The sequence below is a fragment of the Mesorhizobium sp. WSM4845 genome (assembly GCF_055811455.1).
Genome location: NZ_JBVVQA010000002.1, coordinates 119284 through 144351 on the forward strand (window position 1 = coordinate 119284; position 25068 = coordinate 144351).

The 25068-nt window shown below is 64.0% G+C and carries 20 protein-coding genes and 1 pseudogene; 7 read left to right on the forward strand and 14 right to left on the reverse strand.

Features of this window, described 5'->3' with window-relative positions; genetic code table 11:
• Positions 1–28: 28 nt before the first annotated feature.
• Positions 29–637 carry a sugar O-acetyltransferase gene (locus AC0L2C_RS02835; RefSeq protein WP_473522649.1) on the forward strand — a complete coding sequence of 203 codons (609 nt, stop codon included), beginning with the start codon at positions 29–31 and terminating at the stop codon, positions 635–637.
• A gap of 336 nt (positions 638–973) precedes the next feature.
• Here AC0L2C_RS02835 and AC0L2C_RS02840 read toward each other — a convergent pair.
• Positions 974–1952 (reverse strand): annotated as a pseudogene (locus AC0L2C_RS02840) (helix-turn-helix domain-containing protein).
• A gap of 127 nt (positions 1953–2079) precedes the next feature.
• On the opposite strand from AC0L2C_RS02840, the gene AC0L2C_RS02845 reads away from it, so the two are divergent.
• A complete protein-coding gene (locus AC0L2C_RS02845) occupies positions 2080–2727 on the forward strand; it encodes a cysteine hydrolase family protein (RefSeq protein WP_023799968.1) in 648 nt (215 codons plus the stop codon).
• Positions 2728–2800: 73 nt separating this feature from the next.
• On the opposite strand, the gene AC0L2C_RS02850 is transcribed toward AC0L2C_RS02845, so the two are convergent.
• The 9 genes from AC0L2C_RS02850 to AC0L2C_RS02890 form a co-directional block, all read right to left on the reverse strand.
• Entirely contained in the window at positions 2801–4480 is a 1680-nt protein-coding gene (locus AC0L2C_RS02850) for a formate--tetrahydrofolate ligase (RefSeq protein ID WP_027151012.1), read from the reverse strand.
• A gap of 315 nt (positions 4481–4795) precedes the next feature.
• Positions 4796–5185, reverse strand: coding sequence for an ester cyclase (locus tag AC0L2C_RS02855; RefSeq protein WP_473522650.1), 390 nt, complete (start codon positions 5183–5185; stop codon positions 4796–4798).
• A gap of 159 nt (positions 5186–5344) precedes the next feature.
• Positions 5345–6487, reverse strand: a complete 1143-nt coding sequence (locus tag AC0L2C_RS02860; RefSeq protein WP_287220095.1) for a DUF2333 family protein — start codon at positions 6485–6487, stop codon at positions 5345–5347.
• 50 nt (positions 6488–6537) lie between these two features.
• Positions 6538–7836 (reverse strand): DUF6638 family protein, encoded by a 1299-nt coding sequence (locus tag AC0L2C_RS02865; protein ID WP_287220097.1) that lies wholly within the window; start codon positions 7834–7836, stop codon positions 6538–6540.
• 67 nt (positions 7837–7903) lie between these two features.
• Positions 7904–8314, reverse strand: a complete 411-nt coding sequence (locus AC0L2C_RS02870; RefSeq protein WP_473522651.1) for an endonuclease domain-containing protein — start codon at positions 8312–8314, stop codon at positions 7904–7906.
• Between the two features lie 63 nt (positions 8315–8377).
• Positions 8378–10288, reverse strand: coding sequence for an AAA family ATPase (locus AC0L2C_RS02875; RefSeq protein WP_287220100.1), 1911 nt, complete (start codon positions 10286–10288; stop codon positions 8378–8380).
• A 24-nt stretch (positions 10289–10312) separates the two neighbouring features.
• Positions 10313–11458, reverse strand: a complete 1146-nt coding sequence (locus AC0L2C_RS02880) for a hypothetical protein (RefSeq protein ID WP_287220102.1) — start codon at positions 11456–11458, stop codon at positions 10313–10315.
• Between the two features lie 29 nt (positions 11459–11487).
• Positions 11488–12576 (reverse strand): hypothetical protein, encoded by a 1089-nt coding sequence (locus AC0L2C_RS02885; RefSeq protein WP_128186578.1) that lies wholly within the window; start codon positions 12574–12576, stop codon positions 11488–11490.
• Between the two features lie 221 nt (positions 12577–12797).
• The gene (locus AC0L2C_RS02890; RefSeq protein ID WP_473522652.1) at positions 12798–13406 is read right to left on the reverse strand and encodes a thymidine kinase; all 609 of its coding nucleotides are present in this window, start codon (positions 13404–13406) and stop codon (positions 12798–12800) included.
• 248 nt (positions 13407–13654) lie between these two features.
• On the opposite strand from AC0L2C_RS02890, the gene AC0L2C_RS02895 reads away from it, so the two are divergent.
• The 4 genes from AC0L2C_RS02895 (at position 13655) to clpS (ending at position 17285) form a co-directional block, all read left to right on the forward strand.
• Positions 13655–14602 carry a choline ABC transporter substrate-binding protein gene (locus AC0L2C_RS02895; RefSeq protein WP_287220106.1) on the forward strand — a complete coding sequence of 316 codons (948 nt, stop codon included), beginning with the start codon at positions 13655–13657 and terminating at the stop codon, positions 14600–14602.
• Positions 14603–14763: 161 nt separating this feature from the next.
• Positions 14764–15618 carry a choline ABC transporter permease subunit gene (gene choW, locus AC0L2C_RS02900; protein WP_023799956.1) on the forward strand — a complete coding sequence of 285 codons (855 nt, stop codon included), beginning with the start codon at positions 14764–14766 and terminating at the stop codon, positions 15616–15618.
• Complete coding sequence (choV, locus tag AC0L2C_RS02905; protein WP_287220108.1) at positions 15615–16796, forward strand: choline ABC transporter ATP-binding protein; 1182 nt, start codon at positions 15615–15617, stop codon at positions 16794–16796. Before choW ends, choV begins: the two co-directional genes overlap by 4 nt.
• 183 nt (positions 16797–16979) lie before the next feature.
• A complete protein-coding gene (clpS, locus tag AC0L2C_RS02910; RefSeq protein WP_027151022.1) occupies positions 16980–17285 on the forward strand; it encodes an ATP-dependent Clp protease adapter ClpS in 306 nt (101 codons plus the stop codon).
• Between the two features lie 171 nt (positions 17286–17456).
• On the opposite strand, the gene AC0L2C_RS02915 is transcribed toward clpS, so the two are convergent.
• Genes AC0L2C_RS02915 through AC0L2C_RS02930 form a run of 4 tightly spaced genes read right to left on the reverse strand, consistent with a single transcriptional unit; the run spans position 17457 to position 24288 of the window.
• A complete protein-coding gene (locus tag AC0L2C_RS02915) occupies positions 17457–19544 on the reverse strand; it encodes a hypothetical protein (protein WP_287220109.1) in 2088 nt (695 codons plus the stop codon).
• A gap of 3 nt (positions 19545–19547) precedes the next feature.
• Positions 19548–22373, reverse strand: a complete 2826-nt coding sequence (locus tag AC0L2C_RS02920; protein WP_473522653.1) for a DUF4159 domain-containing protein — start codon at positions 22371–22373, stop codon at positions 19548–19550.
• Complete coding sequence (locus AC0L2C_RS02925; RefSeq protein WP_287220111.1) at positions 22370–23284, reverse strand: DUF58 domain-containing protein; 915 nt, start codon at positions 23282–23284, stop codon at positions 22370–22372. Before AC0L2C_RS02925 ends, AC0L2C_RS02920 begins: the two co-directional genes overlap by 4 nt.
• Entirely contained in the window at positions 23284–24288 is a 1005-nt protein-coding gene (locus tag AC0L2C_RS02930; protein WP_027151026.1) for an AAA family ATPase, read from the reverse strand. Before AC0L2C_RS02930 ends, AC0L2C_RS02925 begins: the two co-directional genes overlap by 1 nt.
• Positions 24289–24434: 146 nt before the next feature.
• Here AC0L2C_RS02930 and AC0L2C_RS02935 point away from each other — a divergent pair, with 146 nt between their 5' ends.
• A complete protein-coding gene (locus AC0L2C_RS02935; protein ID WP_287220254.1) occupies positions 24435–25064 on the forward strand; it encodes a DUF1285 domain-containing protein in 630 nt (209 codons plus the stop codon).
• Positions 25065–25068: the final 4 nt, after the last annotated feature.

The window sequence follows — 25068 nt, forward strand, 5'->3', positions numbered from 1 at the left end:
CCATATTGAAACAGCAGGGTTAACCGCCATGGCTCGAAGCGAACGCACAAAAATGGCGGCGGGCGAGTGGTACACTTGCCTCGATCCGGAGTTGGAGGCTCTGCGGGTCATGGCGCGCGATGCGGTGTTCGAGCATAATTCGCTGCCGCCCCGGCGCCGTGGGAACATCGGACCTGCCTTGAAGTCGCTGCTCGGCGTTTTGGGCGAGGGTGCCCGGATCGAAGCGCCGTTCCACTGCGCCTACGGCTTCAATCTCTTTCTCGGCGATCGCGTCTTTCTCAATGCCGGCTGCACCATTCTCGATACCGCGCCAGTCCGCATCGGCAAGGCAACGCTGCTCGGTCCCAACGTGCAGATCTACTGCGCCGAGCACCACAAGGAGGCTGCCGGTCGACAGGCGGGGCTGGAGATCGCGAAGCCTGTCGAGATCGGCGACAATGCCTGGATCGGCGGCAGTGCCATCATCCTCGGCGGGATCAGCATCGGCGCCGGCGCCATTGTTGGAGCGGGTGCTGTCGTGACGAGCGATGTGCCGGCAAACACCACGGTTGTCGGCAACCCGGCGCGGCCGGTCAGGCGTGGCTGGAGCATCCTTTGCTCCAGCTGGATCAGCGAAGCGGCGGCTCGACGGGCATGAGCGATAGTTGGGGAGAGATAAGCACGATCACTTGGCAGGAGGCGGATGCAATAAAATATGACAGGTGACGCAAGCCCTTTCAAGCAGGGCAGGATCGAGCGCGGGCAATCGCTTCAGGTTTGCGCTGCCCCTCATTGCCCTGCCGGGCATTTCTCCCCGTATAGTGACGGGGAGAAAGATGCCGTCATCGGCGATTTCGCAAACACCAGCGCTGCAGAAAGGGTACCGAGGTTGCGGCCAGCCCCTTCTCCCCGTCACTATACGGGGAGAGGATGCCGGCAGGCAGGTGAGGGGCAGCGCCGACACCGACAGTGGTTGTTCCAACATGAGTTGGAACTATCTTGCCACGCGCTCCTGAGCGTTCTTCGAGAATTCGCGGCGGTACTGCGCGGGCGTGGTTCTGAGCCGCGCCGCAAAATGCTGGCGCAGCGAGGTGGCGCTGCCGAAGCCGGCCTCGAAGGCAATCATCTCCATCGATTTTTCCGTTACTTCCAGCAGTCGCTGCGCCAGCGCGACGCGCTGGTCGGTCAGCCAGTCGCCGAAGCTGGTGCCGATTGTTTTCTGGAAGCGGCGGGTGAATGTCCGGCGGGTGAGGCCGGCGGTAGCGGCGACACTGTCCAGGCTGTGCGTCTCGTGCAACGTCTGGCGCACGGTGTCGATGGCGTGGGTGAAGCGGTCGGCATTTTCGGTCCTGGCGATCGGACGTTCTATGAACTGTGCCTGTCCGCCCTGCCTGATGAGGAGAAAGCACGATCTGCCGGGCAAGCCGGAGTGCCGCCTCCGCGCCATAGCGAGCCCGTATGATGTGGAGACAGCAGTCGAGCCCGGCGGCGACACCGGCCGAGGTCACGACATCGCCGTTGTCGATGTAGAGCACCTCCGGCTCGACGAGAATGTCGGGATAGAGGGCCTGCAGCTGGTCGGAAAAAGCCCAGTGCGTCGCGGCTCGCCGCCCCGAAAGCAGGCCGGTCGCCGCAACAGCGAACGTTCCCAGGCACAATCCGACAATCAGCGCGCCGCGCCGGTGCGCGCGACGCAGCGCCTCGATCAGTGCCGCCGGCGGTGGGACTTCGAGGTTCTTCCAGCTGGGCACGATGACGATGTCGGCGTCATCAAGCGCGGAAAGCCCGTGCGGGACGCTGATGGTCAGCCCCGCATCGGTGCGGATCGGCCCGTCCTCAATCGCGCAGACCCGGAACTCGAAGCGCGGCAGGCCGAGCGTCGTGCGATCCTCTGCGAATACAAGGCAGGGCACGGAGAGGTGGAACGGGCTGATGCCATCGAAGGCGATGGCGGCAACGATCGGATCGGCCATGATGAGCACCAATGAGGGGTTGGACCCGAATGTCCCAATTATTTCGAACTATGTCAATCGGGACACTTTTGCGGACCGATGCCGAGTCTATCCTCGACCCATCAATGTCAACGGGAAAGGAAACTCCATGTCGGAATCAGCCAAAGGCAAAGCGCCACGCCGTGCCCTCATCGTCGTCGACGTTCAGAACGACTATGACGGCGGCAATCTCGCCATCAAGCACCCGCCCTTCCGCGACACCGTCGCCAATGTGGCGCGCGCCATGGACGCGGCCGCCGAGGCAGGCGTCAAGGTGGTGGTCGTCAAGCAGTTGGCGCCGGAAACATCACCGGTCTTCGCCAAGGGCAGTCACGGCGCAGAATTGCATCCCGAGATCGCGAGGCGAAACCGCGACCACTACATCGAAAAGACCTTGCCAAGCGCCTTCACCGGCACCGACCTCGAGGAATGGCTGCGCGCCAACGCTATCGATACGATTACGGTCATCGGCTACATGACGCATAATTGCGATCTGTCGACGGTCATCCACGCCGTCCATATGGGCTTTGCCGTCGAGTTCCTGTCGGATGCAACGGGGTCGCTACCCTATGCCAACAGCGCCGGCTACGCCTCGGCCGAGGACATCCATCGCGTGGTGACGGTTGTCCTGCAGTCGCGCTTCGCCGCCGTTCTCAAGACCGCCGAATGGATCGACTGCCTGAAGACCGGCGTGCTGCCCGAGCGCGATACGCCCTACGCCTCCAACCAGCGCGCGCTGGCACGCAGCGCCGCCTAAAAGTTTGGCACGCCAAGCAAAAAGAGGGCGCCGCAGCGCTGCGGCGCCCCTATCATTGCGGCCTTCAAAATTCTCAGAACAGGCCTTCGATCTGGCCCATCTCGTTCAGGAATATCTTCTCCGAGGACGGCGCCTTGGGCAGGCCGGGCATGGTCATGACCTCGCCGCAGATGACGACGATGAAGCCGGCGCCGGCAGACAGCCTGACCTCGCGCACCGGCACGGTGTGGCCGGTCGGCGCGCCGCGCAGGTTCGGATCCGTCGAAAACGAATATTGCGTCTTGGCCATGCAAACCGGTAGGTTGCCGTAGCCGGCGTGCTCCCAGGCGTGGAGCTGGTCGCGCACCGACTTGTCGGCGATCGCTTCGGATCCGCGATAGATGCGCTGGACGATGGTGTTGATCTTCTCGAACAGCGGCATGGCGTCGGGATAGAGCGGCGCAAACTGCGAGGAGCCGGATTCGGCCAGCGTCACCACCTTGTTGGCGAGTTCCTCGATGCCGGCCGAGCCGTGGGCCCAGTGCTTGCACAGGATCGCCTCTTCGCCCATCGAGGCGACGTAGTCCTTCATCGCCCTGATTTCAGCGTCGGTGTCGGAATAGAAATGGTTGATGGCGACCACCGCAGGCACGCCGAACTGCCTGACATTCTCGATGTGACGGCCGAGATTGGCGCAGCCCTTCTTGACCGCCTCGACGTTCTCCTTGCCGAGATCTTCCTTCTTGACGCCGCCATTCATCTTCATGGCGCGCACGGTGGCGACGATGACCGTGGCCGCCGGCTTCAGGCCGGCCTTGCGGCACTTGATGTCGAAGAACTTTTCGGCACCGAGATCGGCGCCGAAACCGGCTTCGGTGACGACATAGTCGGCAAGTTTTAGCGCCGTCGTGGTGGCAACGACCGAGTTGCAGCCATGCGCGATGTTGGCGAAGGGGCCGCCATGGACGAAGGCCGGGTTGTTCTCCAGCGTCTGCACCAGGTTGGGCTGCATGGCGTCCTTGAGCAGCACGGCCATGGCGCCGTCGGCCTTGAGGTCGCGGGCATAGACGGCCGACTTGTCGCGGCGATAGGCGACGATGATGTCGCCGAGGCGCTTTTCCAAATCCTTCAGGTCAGTGGCGAGGCACAGGATCGCCATGACCTCCGAGGCGACGGTGATGTCGAAGCCGCCCTCGCGCGGAAAACCGTTGGCGACGCCGCCGAGCGAGCAAATGATCTCGCGCAGTGCGCGGTCGTTCATGTCCATGACGCGGCGCCAGACGACGCGGCGGATGTCGATGCCGAGTTCGTTGCCCCAGTAGATGTGGTTGTCGATCAGCGCCGAAAGCAAATTATGCGCCGTGGTGATGGCATGGAAATCGCCGGTGAAGTGGAGGTTCATGTCCTCCATCGGTACGACCTGCGCATAGCCGCCGCCGGCAGCGCCGCCCTTGACGCCGAAATTCGGCCCGAGCGAGGCCTCGCGGATGCAGACGATGGCCTTCTTGCCGATGCGGTTGAGACCGTCGCCGAGGCCCACCGTCGTCGTCGTCTTGCCTTCGCCGGCCGGCGTCGGGTTGATGGCGGTGACGAGGATCAGCTTGCCGTCCCTGTTTGTCTTCACCGACTTGATGAACTCGGCCGAGATCTTCGCCTTGTCGTGGCCGTAAGGCAAAAGATGCTCGCTTGGAATGCCGATTTTCTGGCCGATCGCCTGGATTTGTTTCTTGTCGGCGGCGCGCGCGATCTCGATGTCGGACTTCACTTCGGCCATGGCGGCTTTCCTCTGGATTGGACGGTGGAGGGGACGGGTTTGATCAGTGTGGTCGCAAGCCTGTTCGGAACAGCCTGGCGCTGCAGGCGAGGGCACGTTCTACCCCTGTCGCTGCCGTGGCGTCAACTTGCATGCAACTATGTTTCCTTTAGAGAAAGACGGCTGTCTGTTTCCCGGTCGACCTGTCCCGGATTTTCGCGGGTTGTCGCGCCGTATAGAAGCCAGAGCACGCGCCGTCCTGCCGTCTCAAAACAGCCGCGGAATGCACGGAATGCGACAGGGTTGGAACGCCGGTCGGCGCTTCGAGCGGTGGCGCTAGAATGCGCCGATCTGGTGCATCAGCCCCAAGCCGTCAAGCTGGCCGAAATGTTCGACCACGATGCCGTTCTCGACGCGATCAATCACACCAACCGAGACGCAATTTCCGCTCGGTGCGACGCCGTGGAAGATGCCGGTATGTGTGCCCTGAAAGCGACCGCGCGTGACCACCTTGTCGGCATCGCCGACAAAGTCGTCGATGACGTGATGTCCGTCCGGGAAACCAACAAAGAATTCGGTCAGGGATTTTCGCCAGTCATCGAAGCCGATCGGACTGGCGCTGGCGAGATGAACGGCGAGATCCGGAGAGACCAGACCGGCCAGTCTATCCCAGTCCCGCGCATCGATGGTGGCATAGAAATTTCGAGCAAATTCCCGGATATCCATCGCGTGTCCTCGCTGGCTGCCGCCCACGGTTGAACGACGGCGAGACGATCAGGTTCCGCTCCCGGAGATGCGCAGCCGAACTGCTGCGACAGGACGTTGCCGATCTCGACCAGGGCCAGCGGTGATTCAAGCCAAGGCGTCTTTCACCAATCGCTTGCTTCACCGATCCAGGACGGACCTGACCTCGACGAGGTTCGATCGAACCCTAAGCACATAAAAACCCATCGTGGTGAGGTGGGTGGGCATGATCCAGCCATCCTCGCGGCCGTTGGAGATTATCAGAGGCTGGATGGCGAGCGCTGCCTTGAGCTGGCCTTCCACGCTGTTCCACAGCGGCGTGAGGCCGCGATTGTCGAGGACCTGCTGAAAATCGTGATGCGCCGCCGTCAGGATGCCGTAATAGCCGTAGAGCTGGCCGTAGGCGAACCAGAAGCGGTCGTCAGCGCGCGTGTCGAACCAGCCGCTGTTGAAGTTCTGCGAGCGGTCGCGGATCAGGTCCGACGTCGAGCCTATGTCACTCGCGATCCGGTCGACGAACTGCAACAGATTGTCGGCGCGCGCATTGAAGACAACCTCGCATTTCATGAGCCGGTCGTTGAAGGCGCGAAGGCTGCTCGCCGCCGTGCGATAAAAACTCGGCGTCGGGGTTTTCGGACCAAAGGGCCTGAGGCCGAAGTACCAGGTCTCCTCGTCGAAGGTGATCGCGCCGCGCGCATCCTGCAGGTTCTGGTCGATCTGGCTGGTGCCGCGGACGCGGCCCAGCGTGTCGACAAGCTCGACCGTGGTGCGCCGGATGGCCTGATTGACCCCGCGCTGGAAGGAGGCCTTGTTGTCGAGAAACGGCGTGCGGTCCCAGTCCATGCCGAAGAGCCCGAGCTTGTAGAGTATCATCGACGAGATCCAGGCATTCTCGTTGACGTTGAAATCGATGAGATCGGCCGTAACCTGGACAATGGCCGAGTGGGTGCAGGTCTTGACCTCTCCCTCGACGCCAGCGGTTTCCCCGGTGGCGGAAGGAGCGGCCTGCGCCGGCGCGGTTCCGGCCGGCTGCGTGAACCTATATGCTTCCGCATAGGCGGGATTGAAATTGCTCCAGACCTGCGTGTTCCAGATGAAATAGCCGTAGAGGCCGATCAGCATGAGCAGAGCGAGGCCGAGCACCGCCTTCAGGATCCAGCCGCGCTGCGTATACCAGCGCCCGGCCCACATGAACGGCCACAGGATCACGCCGACGGCGAAGCCGATGCCGCGGCCGATCCACTGGAACATCCGTGTGAAGAAGTTCACGATCGGATCAAGCATGGCGATGTCACCCCTCGTCAGTCAGCCAAGAGTTCGATAAGGTTAGGCATTCAATCGGCAAGGCCGTAGAGGCGTGTGCGAAACGCCACCTTGTCTTTCAGATATGTGGTTTTCAGAACGTCCACAACATGCGATCGCCAGGCGTCGCTGAAGCCGTCATAGTCGCTGTAAAAACCCGGTTTGTTGAAGACGTAGCGCGAGACGAAATCCTGCGGCACGAAATCCGAGATCAGCTGGTTGGTCAGCCAGGCGTCGGGATGTCCGGGCTTGGCCCGGATCGTCAGGAAACGCTGCTGCGGGAACACGTCCTCGACCTTGAGATAGCCGAGGTGAGCGATCTCGCGCTTGGCGGCGTTGAGGAAAGGAAAATTGCCGTCCCTGGTGATCAGGTCGGCATGGCTGTGGATCCAGGTCTGCAGCCAGACCTTGTCGACGTCGGTCAGATTACGGTCGGGCTCGGCGTCGCGGATCAGCGCCCGCACCACCATTTCGGCGCGGTGTTCGAGATAGCCTGATGTTTCGATCCACGAGGCACGCGGCAGTTCGATGCGGCCGGTCGCGGCGAGGAACTTGAACACCCTGTCGGCATCGTTGATCGAGAGGTAGCTCACCTGCCACGGCCGCGAGCGGCGGAAGCCGGGTGCTGCCGGGTCGCTGATCACCGTCGTCATGTCAGGGTCGATGAACACATAGAGCCCGCCGAAATGGCTGGTCCAATAGGCGCTGTGGCGAAAGATCACCTGATCCGGCACCAGCGCGTTCTCGCGGATGTCGCCGCAGATCTTGGCAAGCTCCACCATGCGGGTGAGCATGGCACTGTCGCGCCAGGCGTCCGGTTCTTGCTTCAGCCGGTCGACGAGCTTGCCGAGTTCGGCGGCTTTGCCGAGCACGTCCTCCGCCGACAGCACCTTGAACTCGACCTGGTTGATCGACAGCAGGTCCTCGATGTCGTCGACCTTGGGGACCGAATCCTCGATCTCGCCGTAGATGACATCCTTGATGGTCAGCGCGTCGATGGCGCGCTGGTTCGCCGACATGAACTCGAACATCAGCTGCGAGGTGTTGGAAAAGGCGGTGTGGACCACCGGCAGGTCGACCTGCGACGGCGTCAGGATGATGAAGCGGCGGTTGATCTCGTTGGGATCGAGATAGCTGTAGTCGCCGCATTCCTCGGCCACCTGCGGCGAGAAGCCGGTGCGGTCGATCTCGAAGCTCTTCAGCTTCGTCGGCTTCAGGCCGAAGGCGACCAAAGCCTTGTTGTAGCGCTGGATCAGATGCGGCTCGTCGATGGTCAGCAGCCGGCCATAGATCAGCTCGTTCTCGCGCAAAAGGTCGGATTTCTTGGCCATTATTCCTTCTCCCCGTTCACGGGGAGAAGGTGCCCGAAGGGCGGATGAGGGGCGGTGCAAGCGCTCATCATCTTTTCTCCGAAGTTGCCGAAGGCAGAAATTTTGCGTCGACAGCTATCATCTTCTCATCCAGTCGACCGTCCAGGACCGCTACGATCGTATCCCACACGCTTTTGCGGCTCGCTAGGACATCAGCGTGCCACACCCGCAGCACCGACCAGCCGTTCCGATTCATCGTTTCATCCCTGTATCGATCCTGGGAACGATTTGCATGCTGGCTCCCATCGACCTCCACGACCAGATTGGCCTCTCGGCAGGCAAAGTCTGCGAAATATGGACCGATCGGCAACTGGCGAACAAATTTGTACCCGTTCAACCGTCGTCCGCGCAGTTCGCTCCAAAGTTTATCTTCGGCGTCGTTTTCGACCTTCCGCAGTTGCCGGGCTCTCGCCACTTTCGGTTCGTTTCCACCACGCATTGCGCTGCCCCTCATCCGCCCTTCGGGCACCTTCTCCCCGTGAACGGGGAGAAGGAAAAGGGCTCACGCATTCCACAGGCCCTTCTTCTTCAACTCCTCGATTTCGCGCATCGCGCGGTCGCGCAGGCGGGTGTCGCGGATCATCTTGGTCACGGCTGCGTCGTCGGACCTGTCGGAGTAGCGGAACTCCGAGTCGGCGTAGCGGTTGACCTCCTGCATGACCATGTCCATCGAGAACGGGCCGCGCAGTTCCTCGATCATCGCTTTCTTGTCGTCGTAGCTCTTGTGCATGAAGACTTCCGGCTTCACGAACCATTCGTCCGGCAGCTCGATGTCCATGGCGCGCATCTTGATCGCATCGGTGACGTTCTTGATGGCGCGGCCGGTGAAGCGCGGCTCGGCCTCCTTGATCATGTGCAGATAGGTGCCGATGTCGGCCATCGACTTCGGCGCGCCGTTCTCCTTCATGTAGCGCTCATAGACCTTCATCAGCCCGTCTTCCCTGGGCTTCTCGTGCTCTACATAGGCCTCCATTACCGCGCGCTGGATTTCTTGGGCGGCGTAGAGCTTGTGGTCGCCGAGCGGGATCTTGTGGTTCTTGCCGGCGAGCAGCACGAAGATATCGATGTAGTCGTCGCGCGTTTGCGGCCCATCGACCAGCCAACGGGCGCCGGCGCGCTGGCGCAGCGCGTCGTCGACGTTTTCGGGATAGTTGGAGAACATGCCGAAGGAGCAGTTGCCGCGCACCACCGTGGCCGCACCCCCGAATGCGTCCATCAGGACGCCGGTGATTTCCTGCTGGCCGGCCGAGGCGCGATCGTCGGAGCGGCGGGCCGCCACCTGGTCGATATCGTCGATGGTGCCGAAGCCGATGACGCGCGGGTTCAGCACATTGTTGATGAACTGGCGGCAGCTCTGGCCCGACTTGCCCTGGTAGGAGGAAATCTGGTCGACGCCGAAGTTCTCGTAGGCGAAGGGATAGCCGGCGACCTGGCAGTAGCCGTTGACGAGACCGGCGATCATCTGGATCAGCGTCGTCTTGCCGGTGCCGGGCGCGCCGTCGCCGATGAAGGTGAACAGGAAGCCGCCGAGCTCGACGAACGGGTTCAGCTCGCGCTCGAAATCGTATGCCATCAGCATCTTGGCGAGCTTGACCGACTGGTATTTGGCGATGTGGTTGCCGACGACCTCTTCCGGCTTCTTGAAGGTCATCACCAGCGGCTTCGACCGCTTGCCCGGCGCGACGTCGAAGCCGTCGAGGGTGAAGTCGTCGACGTCGATGCGGATATGCGCATTCTCAAACGGACCGATGCCGTCGAAGCGGCCCTTTCGCGCCAAAAGTCCGTCGATGACGACACGGGCGAAGGCGCGCGCCCGGGTCATCAGCTCGGCGTCGTCCTTCGCGCCTGCTATCGCCCTGTCGAGGCCGGCCACGATCGATTTCACCGCGTCCTGCGGCGTGTCGAACAAAAAGTCCGGCTCGGGCGTGTCGTTCGGCGCCTCGCCATCGCTGTCGATCAGCTGGAACAGATAGGAGGCGAGGCTGAAGGCCGAAATATAGGCCGAGGCCGACAGCAGCTTCTTGAAGGCGGCGGCCTCGTCGCCTTCGAGCGGCGCGCGGGCGTTTTTCGCCTTCAGGCTCTCGAGATCTGAGCCTTCGGCGAAGACATCGGCGATGGCCAGTGCGATCGCCAGCCCGCGCCGGGTGCGATAAAGCAGCATGTGCTGTGCAATGCTCAGCAGCTGGTCGTCGGGATGGACGGCGGCGACGGTCTTGGAAAGCTCGACCTCGCGCGTGCGGCGCACCGAGCCGACCGAGACGGTCGAGACGAAGCGGCGGTTGGTGCCGGCAAGCGCGGTACCGGATTCCCGCGACGGGTCCTCCAGCACGACGATGCGGGTGATGAAGCTCTGCGCGGTGGCGCGGTGCTTTTCGATTGCCGCTTCCGAAATCGTGGTCAGGCCGGTGTCCATGAAGGATGCTCCGCAGTTTGACTGTCAGACGTCACTGATGACCTGTCCTTTGGACAGGATGTGGACCTTGTAGCCGGAAAAGATCTTCTGCGCCTCGCCGGCGGCGTAGAGCGCCTGATAGGCCTCATGCGGGATCAGCGCGTGCTTCTCGTAGCTCGACACGCCTTGGCGCGCCGCCTCCAGATCGTCGGTGTCGATGAAGAATTCCTGCGTCGCCTTCTCGCTCGAAAACAGACCTTTGCGGCCTGGCTTTTCGGACTTCGAATAAACCTCCTGGATGGTCCAGGTCAGCAGCCAGGCGTTTTCCGGCTTGCGCACCTTGTCCAGAATGTCGGTCACCGTCGAATTGTTGTCGGTGATCCCGGCCGAATAGAAAGGCCCGAGCACGACGCGGCGCAGCTGCTTGGGGTGGAGTTGCTCGAAATCCTTGTCGAGGTTGACCGCGATCGTAGCCGGCGACAGCGTATAGGCGGAGTTCTTCTCGGTGAAGTCGTCGAAGCGGTGGGCAAGCTCGGGATTGAGCAGTCCTTCAACCGGAAGCGGAATGTCGACCTTTTCGTTGAGCTTGCCATGGCGGTCGACAAGCTGCCCGATCATCTCTTCGGAGGAATCCTCGACCGTCACCATGTAGACCAGCGGCAGGTTGGCGCTGCCGTCGAAGGCTGCCCAATGGGCGAGGTAGTAAGGCCGCCTGGTCTTCGGATTGACCGAGACTTTTGCCGTCTGCGCCAAGGTGAACGGCCCGAAGGTCGTCTCGCTCCTGACGCCCTCCAGATAGAGCCGCTCGGCCATCGACTTCTGCAGCGCCTCGGGGAATTCCTTGTGGCGCAGGATGAAGTCGGCCATTTCCTCGCGCAACTCGTCGGCCAGCGGTATGTTGGCGAGACGCGTATCGGCCTGGCGGCGGTCGTTTTCAAGTTCGAGCACGTTTTGGAAGACCGGAAAGCCGCTTTCGGCGCGCGAGATGCGGAATGTCTCCATGAAGCCCAGCCGGTTGCGCCAGCAGGAAAACGAGTTGTCGAGCCGCGCAATGTATTCGGCGACGATCTTGGCGACGATGCCGTGCCGGTAAAGCGGCGAGCGATCGTCGCGCATGAACACTTCGAGGCCGCTGAGTGCCGCGGTGATCGCCGAGAAATACCGCGTTGCCGCTTCGTTTTCGGGGGTCATGCAGCCAGCCCTTGGGAGATATGCAGCAATTACGACTGCACGTAGTTTGCCGCATTGTGCTTTTTCAGCACGTCGTCGAAGCGGCGGGCAAAGGCATCGTCGGCCAGCTTCTTGCGGCGCTGGATATCGGCGGTCGCCACCATGTTCTTCTCGTGCATTTCGAGGAGATCGCCAATGTGCTTCTGCGAGGCCGCCCCGATGCCGGCCATGGTTTCCTCGGCGGTGTTGTCGACCTGGCTGCCCAGCGTGTTGATCTTGTGAGCGACGTCCTGCTGGGCGGCGGTCTTCAGCGAATCTTCCAGGGCCTTGTAGAGCACGATGCGCTGCTCGGTATCGATGGTCAGCTTGTTGATCAGCGTCGACTGCGCCGCGATCTGGTTGTTGAGCGAATCGACGAAGGTCTGGAACATCGAGGTGTAGCGCTCCAGCGTCTGGCTTTCGGCCAGCAGTTCCTGCTCCTTGGCCTGCTTCTCGTTGTACTCGGTTGCCAGTTTCGAGCGCTCGCCTTCGAGCTCGGTGCGCTCCTTCTGGCTGGTCGAGGCGGCGATCTTGTTCTCGATGTCGAGCAGCATCGGATTGAGCTCCTCGATGCGCTTTTGCACGGTCTCGAGATTCGACATGGTTGCCTTGCGGCGCTCGATCACCTGCGACAGGCTGGCCTCGGAGGTCTTGTAACGCTGGTCGAGGATCTGCTTCTGCGCCTTGAGGATGCCGACGATGGTGTCGGATTTCGCCAGAAGCTCCTGCAGATTGCCGGCCAGCGACATGTTGCGGACGCGGTCGGTGCGCATGCGTTGCTTGCTCTGGTCGGAAAATATGCCGACGAAGCTTTCCCAGCCGGTGTAGTTCTTCATGCTCTCGAATTCGGCGCCGAAGACGTTGGTGGCGTCCTCCAGCCCGATGATCAGGTCGGCGATGTTGCCTTCCATCACCTTCTGCTGCTTCAGCACATCCTCGATGCGGGCGTTCTCGAGGTCGAAATTGGCGTCGCCGATCTTCCTGTCGGTCTTGGCAAGCGTGTCGAGCACGGCGCCGGACTGCTCGATCTTGGTGCGCATGTCCTGCACGACCTGATTGGTCTTGGCAATTTCGGCATCGAAATTCTGCAATGTCGCCATAGGAGCCTCCCGCTTCGGCAATTGTTCGTGTCGCGAACGCCGCGAATATATGTATGGCAAGGGGGGAAGGAAAGGCGGAAGATGCCGCGATACCTCAAACAAAACCCGACCCCATCGGCCTGTCTTCCACCGCTGGTGATTGGCGAAAAGCCGAAGCGACACCCGACCTCGCCCTTGCGACCCCCTTGCGGGGAGATCGGCAGCTTCGCCGACGGCGCTGCTCAGGCCTTGGTGAAACCGATGAAATCGTCGGGCGCGGCGCGACCCATTTCTTCCCAATGGCGGCGGCAGAGCGAGACATAAACATCCTTGCCGATCGCCACCTGCTCGCCCTGTCTCGCCACCTTGCCGTCCGCGCCGAGGCGCACGACCATCGTCGCCTTGCGGCCACAGCGGCAGATGGTGCGCACCTCGCGAAGATCGTCTGCCATCGCCAGGAGCGCGCGCGAGCCGGAAAACAGCTTGCCCTGGAAATCCGTGCGCAGGCCGTAGCACATCACCGGGATGTCCAGCCGGTCGGCGATGCGGGCAAGCTGCCACGCCTGCTCCTCTTCGAGGAACTGCGCCTCGTCGACGAAGACGCAATGCACCGTCGTGTGGTCGTGATGCTCGGCGACCCGGGCGAACAGGTCGTCGCCGTCGCGGAACATCTCGGCCTCCGTCTCCAGGCCGATGCGCGACGAGATCAGCCCGGTGTCGCCCTTGCGGTAGTGGCCGGCGACGAACAGCATCGTCGTCATGCCGCGCTCGCGGTAATTGTAGGAGGCCTGCAGCAGCATCGTCGTCTTGCCGGCATTCATCGTCGCATACTGGAAGTACAGCTTGGCCATGCCGCCTCTTTAAGCCGAGTTGTCCCAACGCGGGGAGGGGGCGTCCCGACGTTCCACCGGAAAAGCGCCTGGCCACCCGAAAAGCGCCTGCAGCAGCAGGCGGCGTGTCGCTGGTCGGCCAGTCCGCGCCGTTGCTCGCAATTGTCTTATCGCTTGAAACCGCACCAGAATGGTGTTTGGCTGACGAAACAAGGCGGAGACAAAACCGCAACTTCGCTTCGCCGATAGATCGCAATGGGAGAATACAGATGTCGAGTATGAAACTATTCGCCGCCGGCCTCGGTCTGGCGGCATTTCTTTCGGCGAGCGGCGCATTCGCCGCCGAGCCGGAAAGCTGCAAGCCGGTGCGTTTTGCCGATGTCGGCTGGACCGACATCACCGCCACCACCGCTACCGCCAGCGTCATCCTCGAAGCGCTCGGCTACGAGCCCGACGTGCAGGTGCTGTCGGTTCCGGTCACCTACACCTCGCTGAAGAACAAGGACGTCGACGTCTTCCTTGGCAATTGGATGCCGACCATGGAAGCCGACATAAAACCCTATCTCGAAGACAAGTCGGTCGAGACGGTCGTGACCAACCTCGAAGGCGCGAAATATACGCTCGCCGTTCCGCAGCACACCTATGACGCCGGCCTCAAGGATTTCGCCGATATCGCCAAGTTCAAGGACAAGCTCGACGGCAAGATTTACGGCATCGAAGCCGGCAATGACGGCAACCGCCTGATCCTCGACATGATCGCCGCCGACAAGTTCGGCCTGAAGGATTTCGAGCTTGTCGAAAGCTCCGAGGCCGGCATGCTGTCGGCGGTGCAGAAGGCGGCCGCATCGGGCGAAGACGTGGTCTTCCTCGGCTGGGAGCCGCATCCGATGAACGCCAACATCAAGATGGCCTATCTGTCGGGTGGTGACGAGGTGTTCGGCCCGAATTTCGGCGGCGCGACCGTCGCCACCAATGTCCGGGCCGGCTACACCACCGAATGCCCGAATGTCGGCGCGCTGCTCAAGAACATGGTGTTCTCACTCAAGATGGAAAACGAGATCATGGGTGCGATCCTCAATGACGGCGCCGACCCGAAAGCCGCGGCTACCGAATGGCTCAAGGCCAATCCGGACGCGATGACGCCATGGCTCGCCGGCGTGACGACCTTCGACGGCGGCGACGCCGCGGCCGCGGTGAAAACCGCACTGGGTTCGTAGCAAACTTACACCTCCCCGTGTGGGGAGGTTCGGCGCGGCACGCGCGCCGGTTGGGATGGTTCGGAAACGGAGCATAACCGTGACCATCCCACCCGGCTCGGCTGCGCGGCTCGACCCACCCCGTCAGGGGAGAGGTGAAGAAGAATGAGGGGACATTTGCCATGGATCCGGTTTCGCAACTGATTTCGAGCTTCAAGATCCCGATCGGGCGGTGGGGCAAGACCTTCTTCGACTTTCTGACCACCAATTTCGAATGGTTTTTCGACAGTATCGCCGACGGGCTCACCGTCGTTCTCGACGGGCTGGTCGATCTTTTGCTGCTCGTCCCGCCGGTTCTTCTGGTCGCCGCCATAGCCGGGCTTGCCTGGTACCTGCAGAAATCATGGAAGCTGGCGCTTGCCGTCGCGCTCGGCCTGCTCTTTATCGTCAACCAGGATCTCTGGCAGGAAACCGTCGAGACGCTGGTGTTGGTCGTGGGCGCTGCTGCGGCCTCGATGGCCATCGGCGTGCCGATTGGCATCTGGGCGGCGCACAACGAGCGTGGCTACCGCTATCTCCAGCCAGTCCTCGACCTGATGCAGACGATGCCGACCTTCGTCTACCTGATTCCGGTGCTCATTCTGTTCGGCCTCGGCATCGCTCCCGGCCTCATCGTCACCGTCATCTTCGCCGCTCCCGCGCCGATCCGCCTGACGCATCTCGGCATCACCTCGGTGCCGAAACCGATGATCGAGGCCGGCGAAGCCTTCGGCGCGACAAAACGCCAGCTGCTGTGGAAAGTCGAGTTGCCGGCGGCGCTGCCGACCATCATGGCGGGCCTGACGCAGTGCATCATGCTTTGCCTCTCCATGGTCGTGATCGCTGCGCTCATCGGCGCCAACGGCCTCGGCAAGCCGGTGGTGCGCGCGCTGAACTCGGTCAACATCCCGCTCGGGCTCGAAGCCGGCCTCGCCATCGTCGTGCTCGCCATCATCCTCGACCGCATCAGCCGCATCGGCACGGGAGCCGCCAAATGAGCGCTGCGGTCGATTTCAAGAATGTCGACATCGTCTTCGGCGCGGCGCGCAAGGAAGCGCTGGCGCTCGTCGACAGGGGCGCGACGCGTCAGGAAATTTTGGAGAAGACCGGCGCCGTGCTCGGCTGTGCCGGTGCCAATTTGACCGTCAACGAGGGCGAGATTTCCGTCCTGATGGGCCTCTCCGGCTCCGGCAAATCGACGCTGCTGCGCGCCGTCAACCTGCTCAACGTGCCGGCGCGCGGCAACGTCATGGTCAAGGACGGCGACCGCATGGTCGATGTCGCTGCCTGCGACGCCGCCACGCTGCGCCACATCAGACAGACGCGGGTCGCCATGGTGTTTCAGCAGTTCGGCCTTCTGCCCTGGCGCACCGTCGCGGAAAATGTCGGCTTCGGGCTCGAGCTTTCCGGCGTGCCCGAAGCCGAGCGCAAGGCGCGCGTCGAGCGCCAGTTGAAGCTCGTCGGGCTCGACCAGTGGGCGTCGAAATACGCCCACGAGCTTTCCGGCGGCATGCAGCAGCGCGTCGGGCTGGCGCGCGCGTTTGCCACCGAAGCGCCGATCCTGCTGATGGACGAGCCGTTCTCGGCGCTCGACCCGCTGATCCGGACCAAGCTGCAGGACGAATTGCTGCAGCTTCAGGCCGAGCTGAAGAAGACCATCGTCTTCGTCAGCCACGATCTCGAGGAGGCGCTGAAGATCGGCAGCCACATCACCATCATGGAAGGCGGGCGCATCGTGCAGACCGGCGCGCCGGAAGACATCGTGCTGCGCCCCGCCAACGACTATGTCCGCGACTTCATCGCCAATGTGAACCCGCTCTCGGTGCTGACCGCCTGGAACGTGATGCGCGACCGCCGTGATCTCGACCACGGCGAGGACGGCTGGGTGTGGCTCGACCGCCGCAAGACGACGCGTTTCAAGATCGACGAGCACGGGCTGGTGGCGGCGGCCGAGCGCGACGGCAAGCCGGCGTTCTGGGTGTCGTGCGCCGATGTCGAGGCGCAGCCGGAGGAGACGACGCAGGTATTCTGGGCCAATCCCGGCACCTCGCTGAAGACGGTGATGCTGGCCATGCACCGCTCGCAGACCGCACCGGTGGCCCTGTTCGACGACCAGTCGCGCTTCGTCGGCGCCATCGGCATCAGGGATGTGCTGAGTGCGGTGTTGCGGCGGTAGTTTTTTTCTAAACGAAACGGCCCGTATCGTTTCTGCGCGGCTTGGCGGCGGTCCCACATAAGGCACGGACTTGTGAACGGCCGCGCCCGCCGGGAAGGCGGTTTGCGGGCGGTCCAAAATGGACGATCGCTTTCGTCCATGTCAGAATAAAAGCGAAATTCTTGCGCGCAGTTGCCGGTTCCGATGCCTGAGATCGTCACTAAACCCCGAACCAAGACGCGGCCGAAGATCGAACGGCCGAAGCTCTACAAGGTCATCCTCCTCAATGACGATTTCACGCCGCGCGAGTTCGTGGTGACGGTGCTCAAGGGCGAATTCAAGCTGAGCGAGGACCAGGCGCGGCGGGTGATGATCACCGCGCACCAGCGCGGCGTCTGCGTCGTCGCCGTCTTCACCAGGGACGTCGCCGAGACCAAAGCGACACGGGCGACCGATGCCGGCAAGGCCAAGGGCTACCCGCTGATGTTCACGACGGAACCGGAGGAGTAGCGCGCCCGCTTCCCCTTCTCCCCCTGTGGGAGAAGGTGGATTGGCGCGCAGCGCCAAGACGGTTGAGGGGTGCTGGACGGAGTGCCGTCGCTGCCAAGCTGGAACACCCCTCATCCGACCGAGCTTCGCTCGGCCACCTTCTCCCACAAGGGGAGAGGAAAGTCGGCGTCGCTACCGCCCCTCGCGGTACCACATCGAGCCCAATGCCAGAAGCAGCAGGCCGAGGCCGAGGAACCCGCCGAACAGCGGCACGCGCGAGACGGCCTTCAGCACGCTGTCATCGGTGGTGCGCAGGCCGATCCAGTCGTTGCCGGCCGCCGCGCCCGTGGAGCGGACCGGGACGACCGATGGCAGCGTCACGCCGCCGGCGAGATTGCCAAGGGTCGACGATTGCGCCAGCCGGCGCACGCTGCCGCCGGTGGCCTCGGCCGGCGCTCTCAGCCGGTTCTCGGTGGAGACGACGTCGGTGAATTCCGGTGCGTTGACCGGGCCGACATGGGCAAGCGCTTTCAGGTCGCCATTGCCGACCTGATAGAGGCCAATCTCGCTGGTCTCGATGCTGCCGAGGAAGACGCCGGGTTCGGCTCTCTCGAGCTTGACGGTCATCGCCTTGCCGGACGGGGTGATGATTTGCGCCGGGCCGGGATCGTCGCTCATCGTCTGGCGGCGGATTTCCAGCATCATGCCGCGGCCGTCGGCAGTCAGCCGCTCCTCCTCGAGTTCGGGCTCCTTCATCAGCCAGTGGGCGATGCGGCGATAGAGCTGGACATGCGGGCCGCCGCCCTCGAAGCCGCGCGCCCACAACCAGCCCTGGTCGGATAAAAACATGCCGACGCGGCCTTCACCCTTACGGTCGAGCAGCAGCAACGGACGGTCGTCGGCGCCCTTCATCACCGCCTCGCCCCCGGGGTTCTCGACGCCGATGGTGCGGAACCAGCGGCTCCAGTGCGGCGGCTCGGTGGCGGAGCCGTCAAGCCCGCGCGTCACCGGATGGCGCTGGCCGAGCTCGGTGAGGCGCGGATAAAAGGCCTTTTCGACGACTTCGCCGGTCGGCATCGCCGGCAGCGCCGACATCAAAGGCGTGCGGGCGATGGAACTTTCGCCGGCATATTCGGGTCCTGCCGCGATCAGCAGCGCGCCGCCCTTTTCGACATATTCGGCGATGTAGTCGTAATAGAGGACCGGCAGCACGTCGCGGTGCTGGTAGCGGTCGAAGATGATCAGGTCGAAATCCTTGATCTTCTCGACGAACAGTTCGCGTGTCGGGAAGGCGATCAGCGACAATTCGTTGATCGGCGTGCCGTCCTGCTTTTCCGGCGGCCGCAGAATGGTGAAGTGGACCAGATCGACCGAGGCGTCGGATTTCAGCAAATTGCGCCAGGTGCGTTCGCCGGCATGCGGTTCGCCGGAAACCAGCAGCACGCGCAAATTCTCGCGGATGCCGTCGATCAGCGCGATGGCGCGGTTGTTGGTGTCGGTGAGTTCGTCGGGCTCGGGATCGATGGCGAGTTCGACGATGTTGCGGCCGGCGCCGGGAATGGTCACCTGCAGCGGCATGGCCTGGCCGATGGTGGCGCGCTCGACCGAAACCTGCTCGCCATTGACCGAGACGCGCACATCGACCGAGCCGGCATCGTTGTTGGTGCCGATGACGCGATAGGTCATTTCGAGCGGCTTGCCGACCAGACCGAAGCGCGGCGCATTCTCGAAGCGGATGCGGCGATCCTTTTCCTGGTCGTTGCCGGTGATCAGCGCGTGCAGCGGCGCGTTGAAGTCGGGCGTGCCGCCTGGGGCGTCATGCACCTCGCCGTCGGTGATCATGATGGCGCCGCCGATGCGCGAAGGCGGCACGTCGCGGAAAGCGCTCTCAAGCGCCCCGAAAAGCCGCGTTTCGGTGCGCTCCTCGGCGGCTTCCGACTTGCCGGCCTCGACGACGCGGACGTCGAACTGCTTGAAGCGGCCGAGGCGCTGCTGAAGCCCGGCCAGCGCCTCGTCGGTCTGCCTGGTGCGCTCGCCAATGTCCTGGCTCTGGCTGCGGTCGACGACGACGGCGACGACGCTTTTCAGCGCCTCGCGCTCTTCGTCGAGCAACACCGGGTTGAGCAGGGCAGCAGTCAGCGCCAGCAGGGCGGCAAAACGGAAGACCGCGCCGCGCTGGCGGAACCACAGGCCGACCAATGCAAGCAGCAACAGCGGCGCCAGCACCAGGCCGAGCAGCGGCCAGGAGATGAGCGGTTCGAAGGCGAGCGACAAGTTCATGGCTTACTGCCCCAGCCGTTCGAGCAGCACCGGCACATGCACCTGATCGGATTTGTAGTTGCCGGTCAGCATGTACATCATGATGTTGACGCCGCCGCGCAGCGCATAAATACGCTGCATCGGATCCGACGGCACGGTCGGCAAAAGCGGGTCGCCATTCTCGTCGACCGCCCAGGCGCCGGCGAAATCATTGGCGGTGATCATGATCGGCGAGACGCCGTCGCCGGTGCGTACCGGGCGGTTCTCGGTGTTGCTGGCTTCGAGCGACGCCGCGACCCAGAGCGGGCCGCCGGCGAAGCGTCCGGGAAACTCAGGCAGGATGTAGAAGGATTTGGTCAGCACATGGTCCGACGGCACCGGCTCCAGCGCCGGCACGTTGAGGTTGCCGAGGATGTCGCGCAGCCGCTCCGTCGCCGGGCTGGCCTGCTCCGCGCCGATGCCGGTGGCGAACTGGTCGCGCGTGTCGAACAGCACCGTGCCGCCCTGCTGCATATAGGCGTCGACGCGGGCGATCGCGGCCTGGCTCGGCATCGGCGCGGCAGGATCGATCGGCCAGTAGATCAGCGGATAGAAGGCAAGCTGGTCCTTCGAGATATCGACGCTGGCCGGCGCCCCCGGCTCGAGCGCGGTCTTCTCGATCAGAAAGCGGGTCAGGCCCTCCAGCCCGGCCTGGCTGATCGAATCGACGCTCCGGTCGCCGGTCTGCACATAGCCGATCCGGGTTTTCGAAATGTCCTCGATCGCCCGCTCATCACCGGGTTTGGCATCGTCGGCGCGGGCGATGTCGGTGTGGCCGACCAGGGCGCCGAGCGCAATCAACAGGGCGGCGGTGGTTGCGGCGGCCGTGCCGGCGCGGCGCGGCCGGCGCGATAACAGGCCGCCCATCCAGAACACTGCCAGCGTATCAAGGACCATCAGCAGGAGAGCTGCCGTCACCAGCGGGCCCTTCAAATTGTGCGATTCGTCGAAAGCGTACTGGACGGTGGTGACCGGCACGGTGATCTGAGGTCGGACCAGCGGTGCCAAGCTGCTTTCGGCATTGAGCAGATTGTGAGCGATGACGCCGGTATCGGAGCCGTACAGGCCGGGCGGATTCTCGAACGTCACCGGCAGCGGGCCGGCACCCGGCACCAGCGGCCGTGCATCCGGCGTCGGCGGCACCAGCGTGCCATCGGCTGATATCATGCGGTAGGGGGCCAGCGAGGCGGCGGCGGCTTCTGCATTGGCGACCGCCGCACCCTGGTTGCGCGACAGTTGCACGATGCGGCGCAGCATCTCGACGAAACTGCCGGAGATCGGCAGGTTCGACCAGGTCGCCTCCGGCGTGACATGGAACAGGACGAGCGTGCCTTTGCCCTTCTTCATACCGGTCACCAGCGGCGTGCCGTCGGCAAGCGTGGCCCAGCTGCGCTCGACGATATCGGGCGTCGGCTCGGCCAGCACCTGCCTGGTGACGGTGACCTCGGCCGGCGGAGCGAGATCGGCGAAGGGGCCGGTCTTCGGAAAATCGGTCACCGGCTGCGGCGTCGTCCACGACAGCGCGCCGCCGAGCGAGCGCTCACCGGTGCGCAGCCTGACCGGCAGCAGGTCGTCGTCATTGCCGGCGGCGACCAGCCGCGAGCCGGCGAACCGTACCAGCGTGCCGCCATTGTCGACCCAGTCGACCAGCCTTTGCCGCACCTGCTGCGGAATGGTGCCGACATCGGCCATCACGATCATCGCCGGTTTCTGGTCGAGGAGCTGCGGGATGGCGTCGGCAAGGTCGGCGCTCGACGGCTCGGCCAGGTCGGCGAAAGGCTGCAGCGCCCGGCGGATGTAGTACAGCGGCGACAGAAGCGGCTGCGCCTGGTCGGCTTCGGCCTGCGACAGCAGTCCGACGCGGCGGCGCTTGGAACTCTCGTCGAGCACGCGGACGGCGCCGGCCTGCCGCTGACCGTCGAGCGCGATCGAGGCGAAGTCGTTGCGCAGCTCGAACGGCACGGCCATCGTGCCGGTGGCGGTGGATTCGCCCGGCGAGAAGGTCAGCGTGGCGTCCGCGATGCGGCGGCCCTTGTCGTCGAAAGCGCCGGCGGTCACCTGAGCCGGCGCCGGATCGCCCGGCGCGCGGATGGCGGTCAGCTCGAAGCCGTCCACCTGGTTGTCGGCGCCGGTCAGGCCGATCAGGCCAGGCCGGTCGGAGGCGGCCCAGACGACACGTGCGGCGTTCTTCGACAGAAGCGTGTTGAAGGCGGCCTCGTCGCCTTCCGCCGCCAGACCGTCGGCGAGCACGGCGACGCTGGCGCCCGGCAAGCTCTCCAGGGCTGCCGCGACGCGGGCGTAGACGGCCGGGCGGTCGGTCGGGATCGGCCGCGGCTTTGCTGCGCGCAGCCGGTCGAGCGCGGTGGCGGCGTCGAACGGGCCGATCTCGGCATTCGGTTTTTCGGCGGTGAAGGCGATGATGACAGGCACGTCGTTGAAGCTGGCATCGGTGATCAGCCGTTCGGCAGTGGCGACGCGCTGGCCCCAGTCGGCGGCACTTGCCCAGTCATTGTCGATGACCAGCGCAAGAGCGGTGCCCTCGGCCGGCAGTCTTTCACGCGGGTTGAAGACAGGTTCGGCCAGCGCCGCAACGATAAGGGCCGCCATCAGCAGCCTGAGTAGCGTCAGCCACCACGGGCTCTGTTGCGGCGTCTCCTCGCGCTTCAGCACGCGAGCCAGGATCTTCAGCGGCGGGAAGACCTCAGTCTGCGGCTTGGGCGGGGTGAACCGCAAAAGCCACCAGATCACCGGCAGGGCCAGAAGGCCCCACAGCACCATCGGCGCCCCGAAGGAGAGCGGCAGCCAGCTCATGCGCGGATCCTCCCGGCTGAGCTGCCATCGACGGTCATCGCCATGTGGACACGCACCAGCGCATCGGAGGCGAGGCGGTCGGTGTGGTTGACGGTAAAGCTCCAGCCGAGGCGCTTGCACCAGTCGGTCAGTTCCTGGCGGCGGGCGATGTAAAGCAGTCGGTAGTCGTCGCCCAGCGTTTCGGCGCGGCCCGCGGTCAGCTTGTCGCCGGTCTCGGGATCGGTGAATTCGGTGCGGCCGGCATAGGGGAATCTCTCCTCGGCCGGGTCGGCGACCTCGATCAGATGGGCACGCACGCCGTGGCGGGCGAGCACGTCAAGCCAGGCGATGGTGTCCTCGACCGGATCGAGGAAGTCGCTGACGATGACGATGTCGCAGAAGCGGCGGATAGCGGACAGGTCGGGTTTTGCCGGCAATTCGCCGGCATGGGTGAGTTGTGCTGTGATCCGCTCGGCGCCGTTGCGGGCGGTGAACGGATCGGTCAGCCCGGGCCAGGCGATGCGCTCGCCGCTACGCGACAGAAGCTCGGCCATGGCCAGCGCCAGCACCAGCGCGCGGGACTCCTTCGAGACGGTGGCGCCGGTCGATTTGTAGAGCATGGAAGGCGAGGGATCTGCCCACAGCCACACCGTATGGGCGGCCTCCCATTCGCGGTCTCGCACATAGATGTGGTCGTCGCGGGCCGAGCGGCGCCAGTCGATACGCGAGGAGTCGCCCTCGACATAGGGCCGGAACTGCCAGAAATTCTCGCCGATGCCGCGCTTGCGGCGGCCGTGCCAGCCGGCGATCACCGTGTTGACGATGCGACGCGCCTCGACCAGCAGGTCCGGCACCAGCGACGCCCGCAACCGGCCGCGGGCGAGCGCGTCACGCGTCGCCGCCGGTGCCTGGGCATCGCCTATACGCGCCATCAGATGCCTTTTGCCAGTTTCGCCACCACGTCGCGCACGGTCGTGCCCTCGGCACGGGCGGCAAAGGTCAGCGCCATGCGGTGCTGCAGCACCGGCTCGGCCAGCGCTCTGATGTCGTCGATCGACGGCGCCAGCCGTCCGTCATAAAGGGCGCGGGCGCGGGCGCACAGTGTCAGCGACTGGCTGGCGCGCGGGCCCGGGCCCCAGGCGACGTGCTTGTCGGTCTCGGCATTGCCCTGGCCGGGGCGCGCCGAGCGCACCAACTGGAGGATCGCCTCGACGACGCTTTCCGGCACCGGCATGCGGCGAATGAGGGTCTGGATCTCCTTCAGCCGCGCCGGCTGCAGCACGTTCTGCGCCTTGGCGTCCTCAATGCCGGTGGTCTCCAGGAGGATGCGGCGCTCCGCCTCGATTTCCGGATAGAGGATGTCGACCTGCATCAGGAAACGGTCAAGCTGCGCCTCGGGCAGCGGATAGGTGCCCTCCTGCTCCAGCGGATTCTGCGTCGCCAGCACGTGGAAGGGCGCCGGCAGGTCGTGGCGGACACCGGCAATGGTGACGTGGTATTCCTGCATCGACTGCAGCAGCGCCGACTGGGTGCGCGGCGAGGCGCGGTTGATCTCGTCGGCCATCAGCAACTGCGCGAAGATCGGCCCGGAGATGAAGCGGAACGAGCGCTTGCCGAATTCGTCCTGCTCCATCACCTCGGAGCCGAGAATATCGGACGGCATCAGGTCGGGCGTGAACTGGATGCGGCGGGAATCGAGGCCGAGCACGATGCCCAGCGTCTCGACCAGCTTGGTCTTGGCGAGGCCAGGCACGCCGACCAGCAGCGCATGGCCGCCGGCCAGCAGCGCCACCAAAGTGCGTTCGACGACGCTTTCCTGGCCGAAGATGACGCGGCCGACGCCCTCGCGAACCCTGGAAATGTCGGCCAGCGCCGTCTCGGCCTGGGCGATCATGTCCTTTTCGCTGATCGGGCTTTCCTTGATCATCACGCTCATGCAGCATCGATCCTTCTCGTTGGAAATACCGGCTTGCAGCTTCGTGGCCACAGAGTGCCGCGATTCGGCCTCGCGTGGCGCCTGTCTTTGAACTTAAATCACTGACTTAGGCTGACAAGCGGAACAACAGTGACTATTTCGTGACCATGACAGAACGCGCCGACGATCGTGAAGGAAGTTTGACGACAGCGACCGAGGCGCGCGGATTGGAGGCGCTGATCTCGCGTGCCGCCCGCGCGGGCAAAGGGCCGGCGCCGGTGGAGCGTTGGAATCCGGCCTTTTGCGGCGATCTCGACATGGAGATCAGGCAGGACGGCACCTGGTTCTACCAGGGCACGCCGATCGGCCGCATGCCGCTGGTGCAGCTGTTTTCCTCCGTGCTGCGCAAGGACGAAGACGGCAGGACCTACCTGGTGACGCCGGTGGAAAGGGTCGGCATCCGCGTCGTCGACGCGCCCTTCATAGCCGTCGAGATGGATGTTTGCGGCACCGGCGATGGCCGGGTCATCACCTTTCGTACCAATGTCGGCGATGTGGTCGAGGCCGGGCCGGAGCATCCGCTGCGCTTTGTCGACGAGGAGGTAACCGGCGGCCTGAAACCCTATGTTCTGGTGCGCGGACGGCTGGAGGCGCTGGTGGCACGGCCGGTCATGTATGAACTGGTCGAGCATGGCGAGGAGATCGAGGTCGGCGGCCGAAGGATGTTTGCGGTCCGCTCGAAGGGTGCGGTCTATCCGATCATGCCGGCGGAAAAGCTGCAGCGGCTGAGCGCATGAGAGG

Bases quoted from the DNA above. Each gene is read 5' to 3' on its own strand.
- AC0L2C_RS02920 (WP_473522653.1), bottom strand. From the start codon at position 22,373: ATGAGCTGGCTGCCGCTCTCCTTCGGGGCGCCGATGGTGCTGTGGGGC.
- AC0L2C_RS02865 (WP_287220097.1), bottom strand. From the start codon at position 7,836: ATGGCCAAGAAATCCGACCTTTTGCGCGAGAACGAGCTGATCTATGGC.
- choW (WP_023799956.1), top strand. From the start codon at position 14,764: ATGGATCCGGTTTCGCAACTGATTTCGAGCTTCAAGATCCCGATCGGG.
- AC0L2C_RS02875 (WP_287220100.1), bottom strand. From the start codon at position 10,288: ATGGACACCGGCCTGACCACGATTTCGGAAGCGGCAATCGAAAAGCAC.
- choV (WP_287220108.1), top strand. From the start codon at position 15,615: ATGAGCGCTGCGGTCGATTTCAAGAATGTCGACATCGTCTTCGGCGCG.
- AC0L2C_RS02930 (WP_027151026.1), bottom strand. From the start codon at position 24,288: ATGAGCGTGATGATCAAGGAAAGCCCGATCAGCGAAAAGGACATGATC.
- AC0L2C_RS02845 (WP_023799968.1), top strand. From the start codon at position 2,080: ATGTCGGAATCAGCCAAAGGCAAAGCGCCACGCCGTGCCCTCATCGTC.
- clpS (WP_027151022.1), top strand. From the start codon at position 16,980: ATGCCTGAGATCGTCACTAAACCCCGAACCAAGACGCGGCCGAAGATC.
- AC0L2C_RS02880 (WP_287220102.1), bottom strand. From the start codon at position 11,458: ATGACCCCCGAAAACGAAGCGGCAACGCGGTATTTCTCGGCGATCACC.
- AC0L2C_RS02885 (WP_128186578.1), bottom strand. From the start codon at position 12,576: ATGGCGACATTGCAGAATTTCGATGCCGAAATTGCCAAGACCAATCAG.
- AC0L2C_RS02850 (WP_027151012.1), bottom strand. From the start codon at position 4,480: ATGGCCGAAGTGAAGTCCGACATCGAGATCGCGCGCGCCGCCGACAAG.
- AC0L2C_RS02935 (WP_287220254.1), top strand. From the start codon at position 24,435: ATGACAGAACGCGCCGACGATCGTGAAGGAAGTTTGACGACAGCGACC.
- AC0L2C_RS02860 (WP_287220095.1), bottom strand. From the start codon at position 6,487: ATGCTTGATCCGATCGTGAACTTCTTCACACGGATGTTCCAGTGGATC.
- AC0L2C_RS02870 (WP_473522651.1), bottom strand. From the start codon at position 8,314: ATGCGTGGTGGAAACGAACCGAAAGTGGCGAGAGCCCGGCAACTGCGG.
- AC0L2C_RS02915 (WP_287220109.1), bottom strand. From the start codon at position 19,544: ATGAACTTGTCGCTCGCCTTCGAACCGCTCATCTCCTGGCCGCTGCTC.
- AC0L2C_RS02855 (WP_473522650.1), bottom strand. From the start codon at position 5,185: ATGGATATCCGGGAATTTGCTCGAAATTTCTATGCCACCATCGATGCG.
- AC0L2C_RS02925 (WP_287220111.1), bottom strand. From the start codon at position 23,284: ATGGCGCGTATAGGCGATGCCCAGGCACCGGCGGCGACGCGTGACGCG.
- AC0L2C_RS02835 (WP_473522649.1), top strand. From the start codon at position 29: ATGGCTCGAAGCGAACGCACAAAAATGGCGGCGGGCGAGTGGTACACT.
- AC0L2C_RS02895 (WP_287220106.1), top strand. From the start codon at position 13,655: ATGTCGAGTATGAAACTATTCGCCGCCGGCCTCGGTCTGGCGGCATTT.
- AC0L2C_RS02890 (WP_473522652.1), bottom strand. From the start codon at position 13,406: ATGGCCAAGCTGTACTTCCAGTATGCGACGATGAATGCCGGCAAGACG.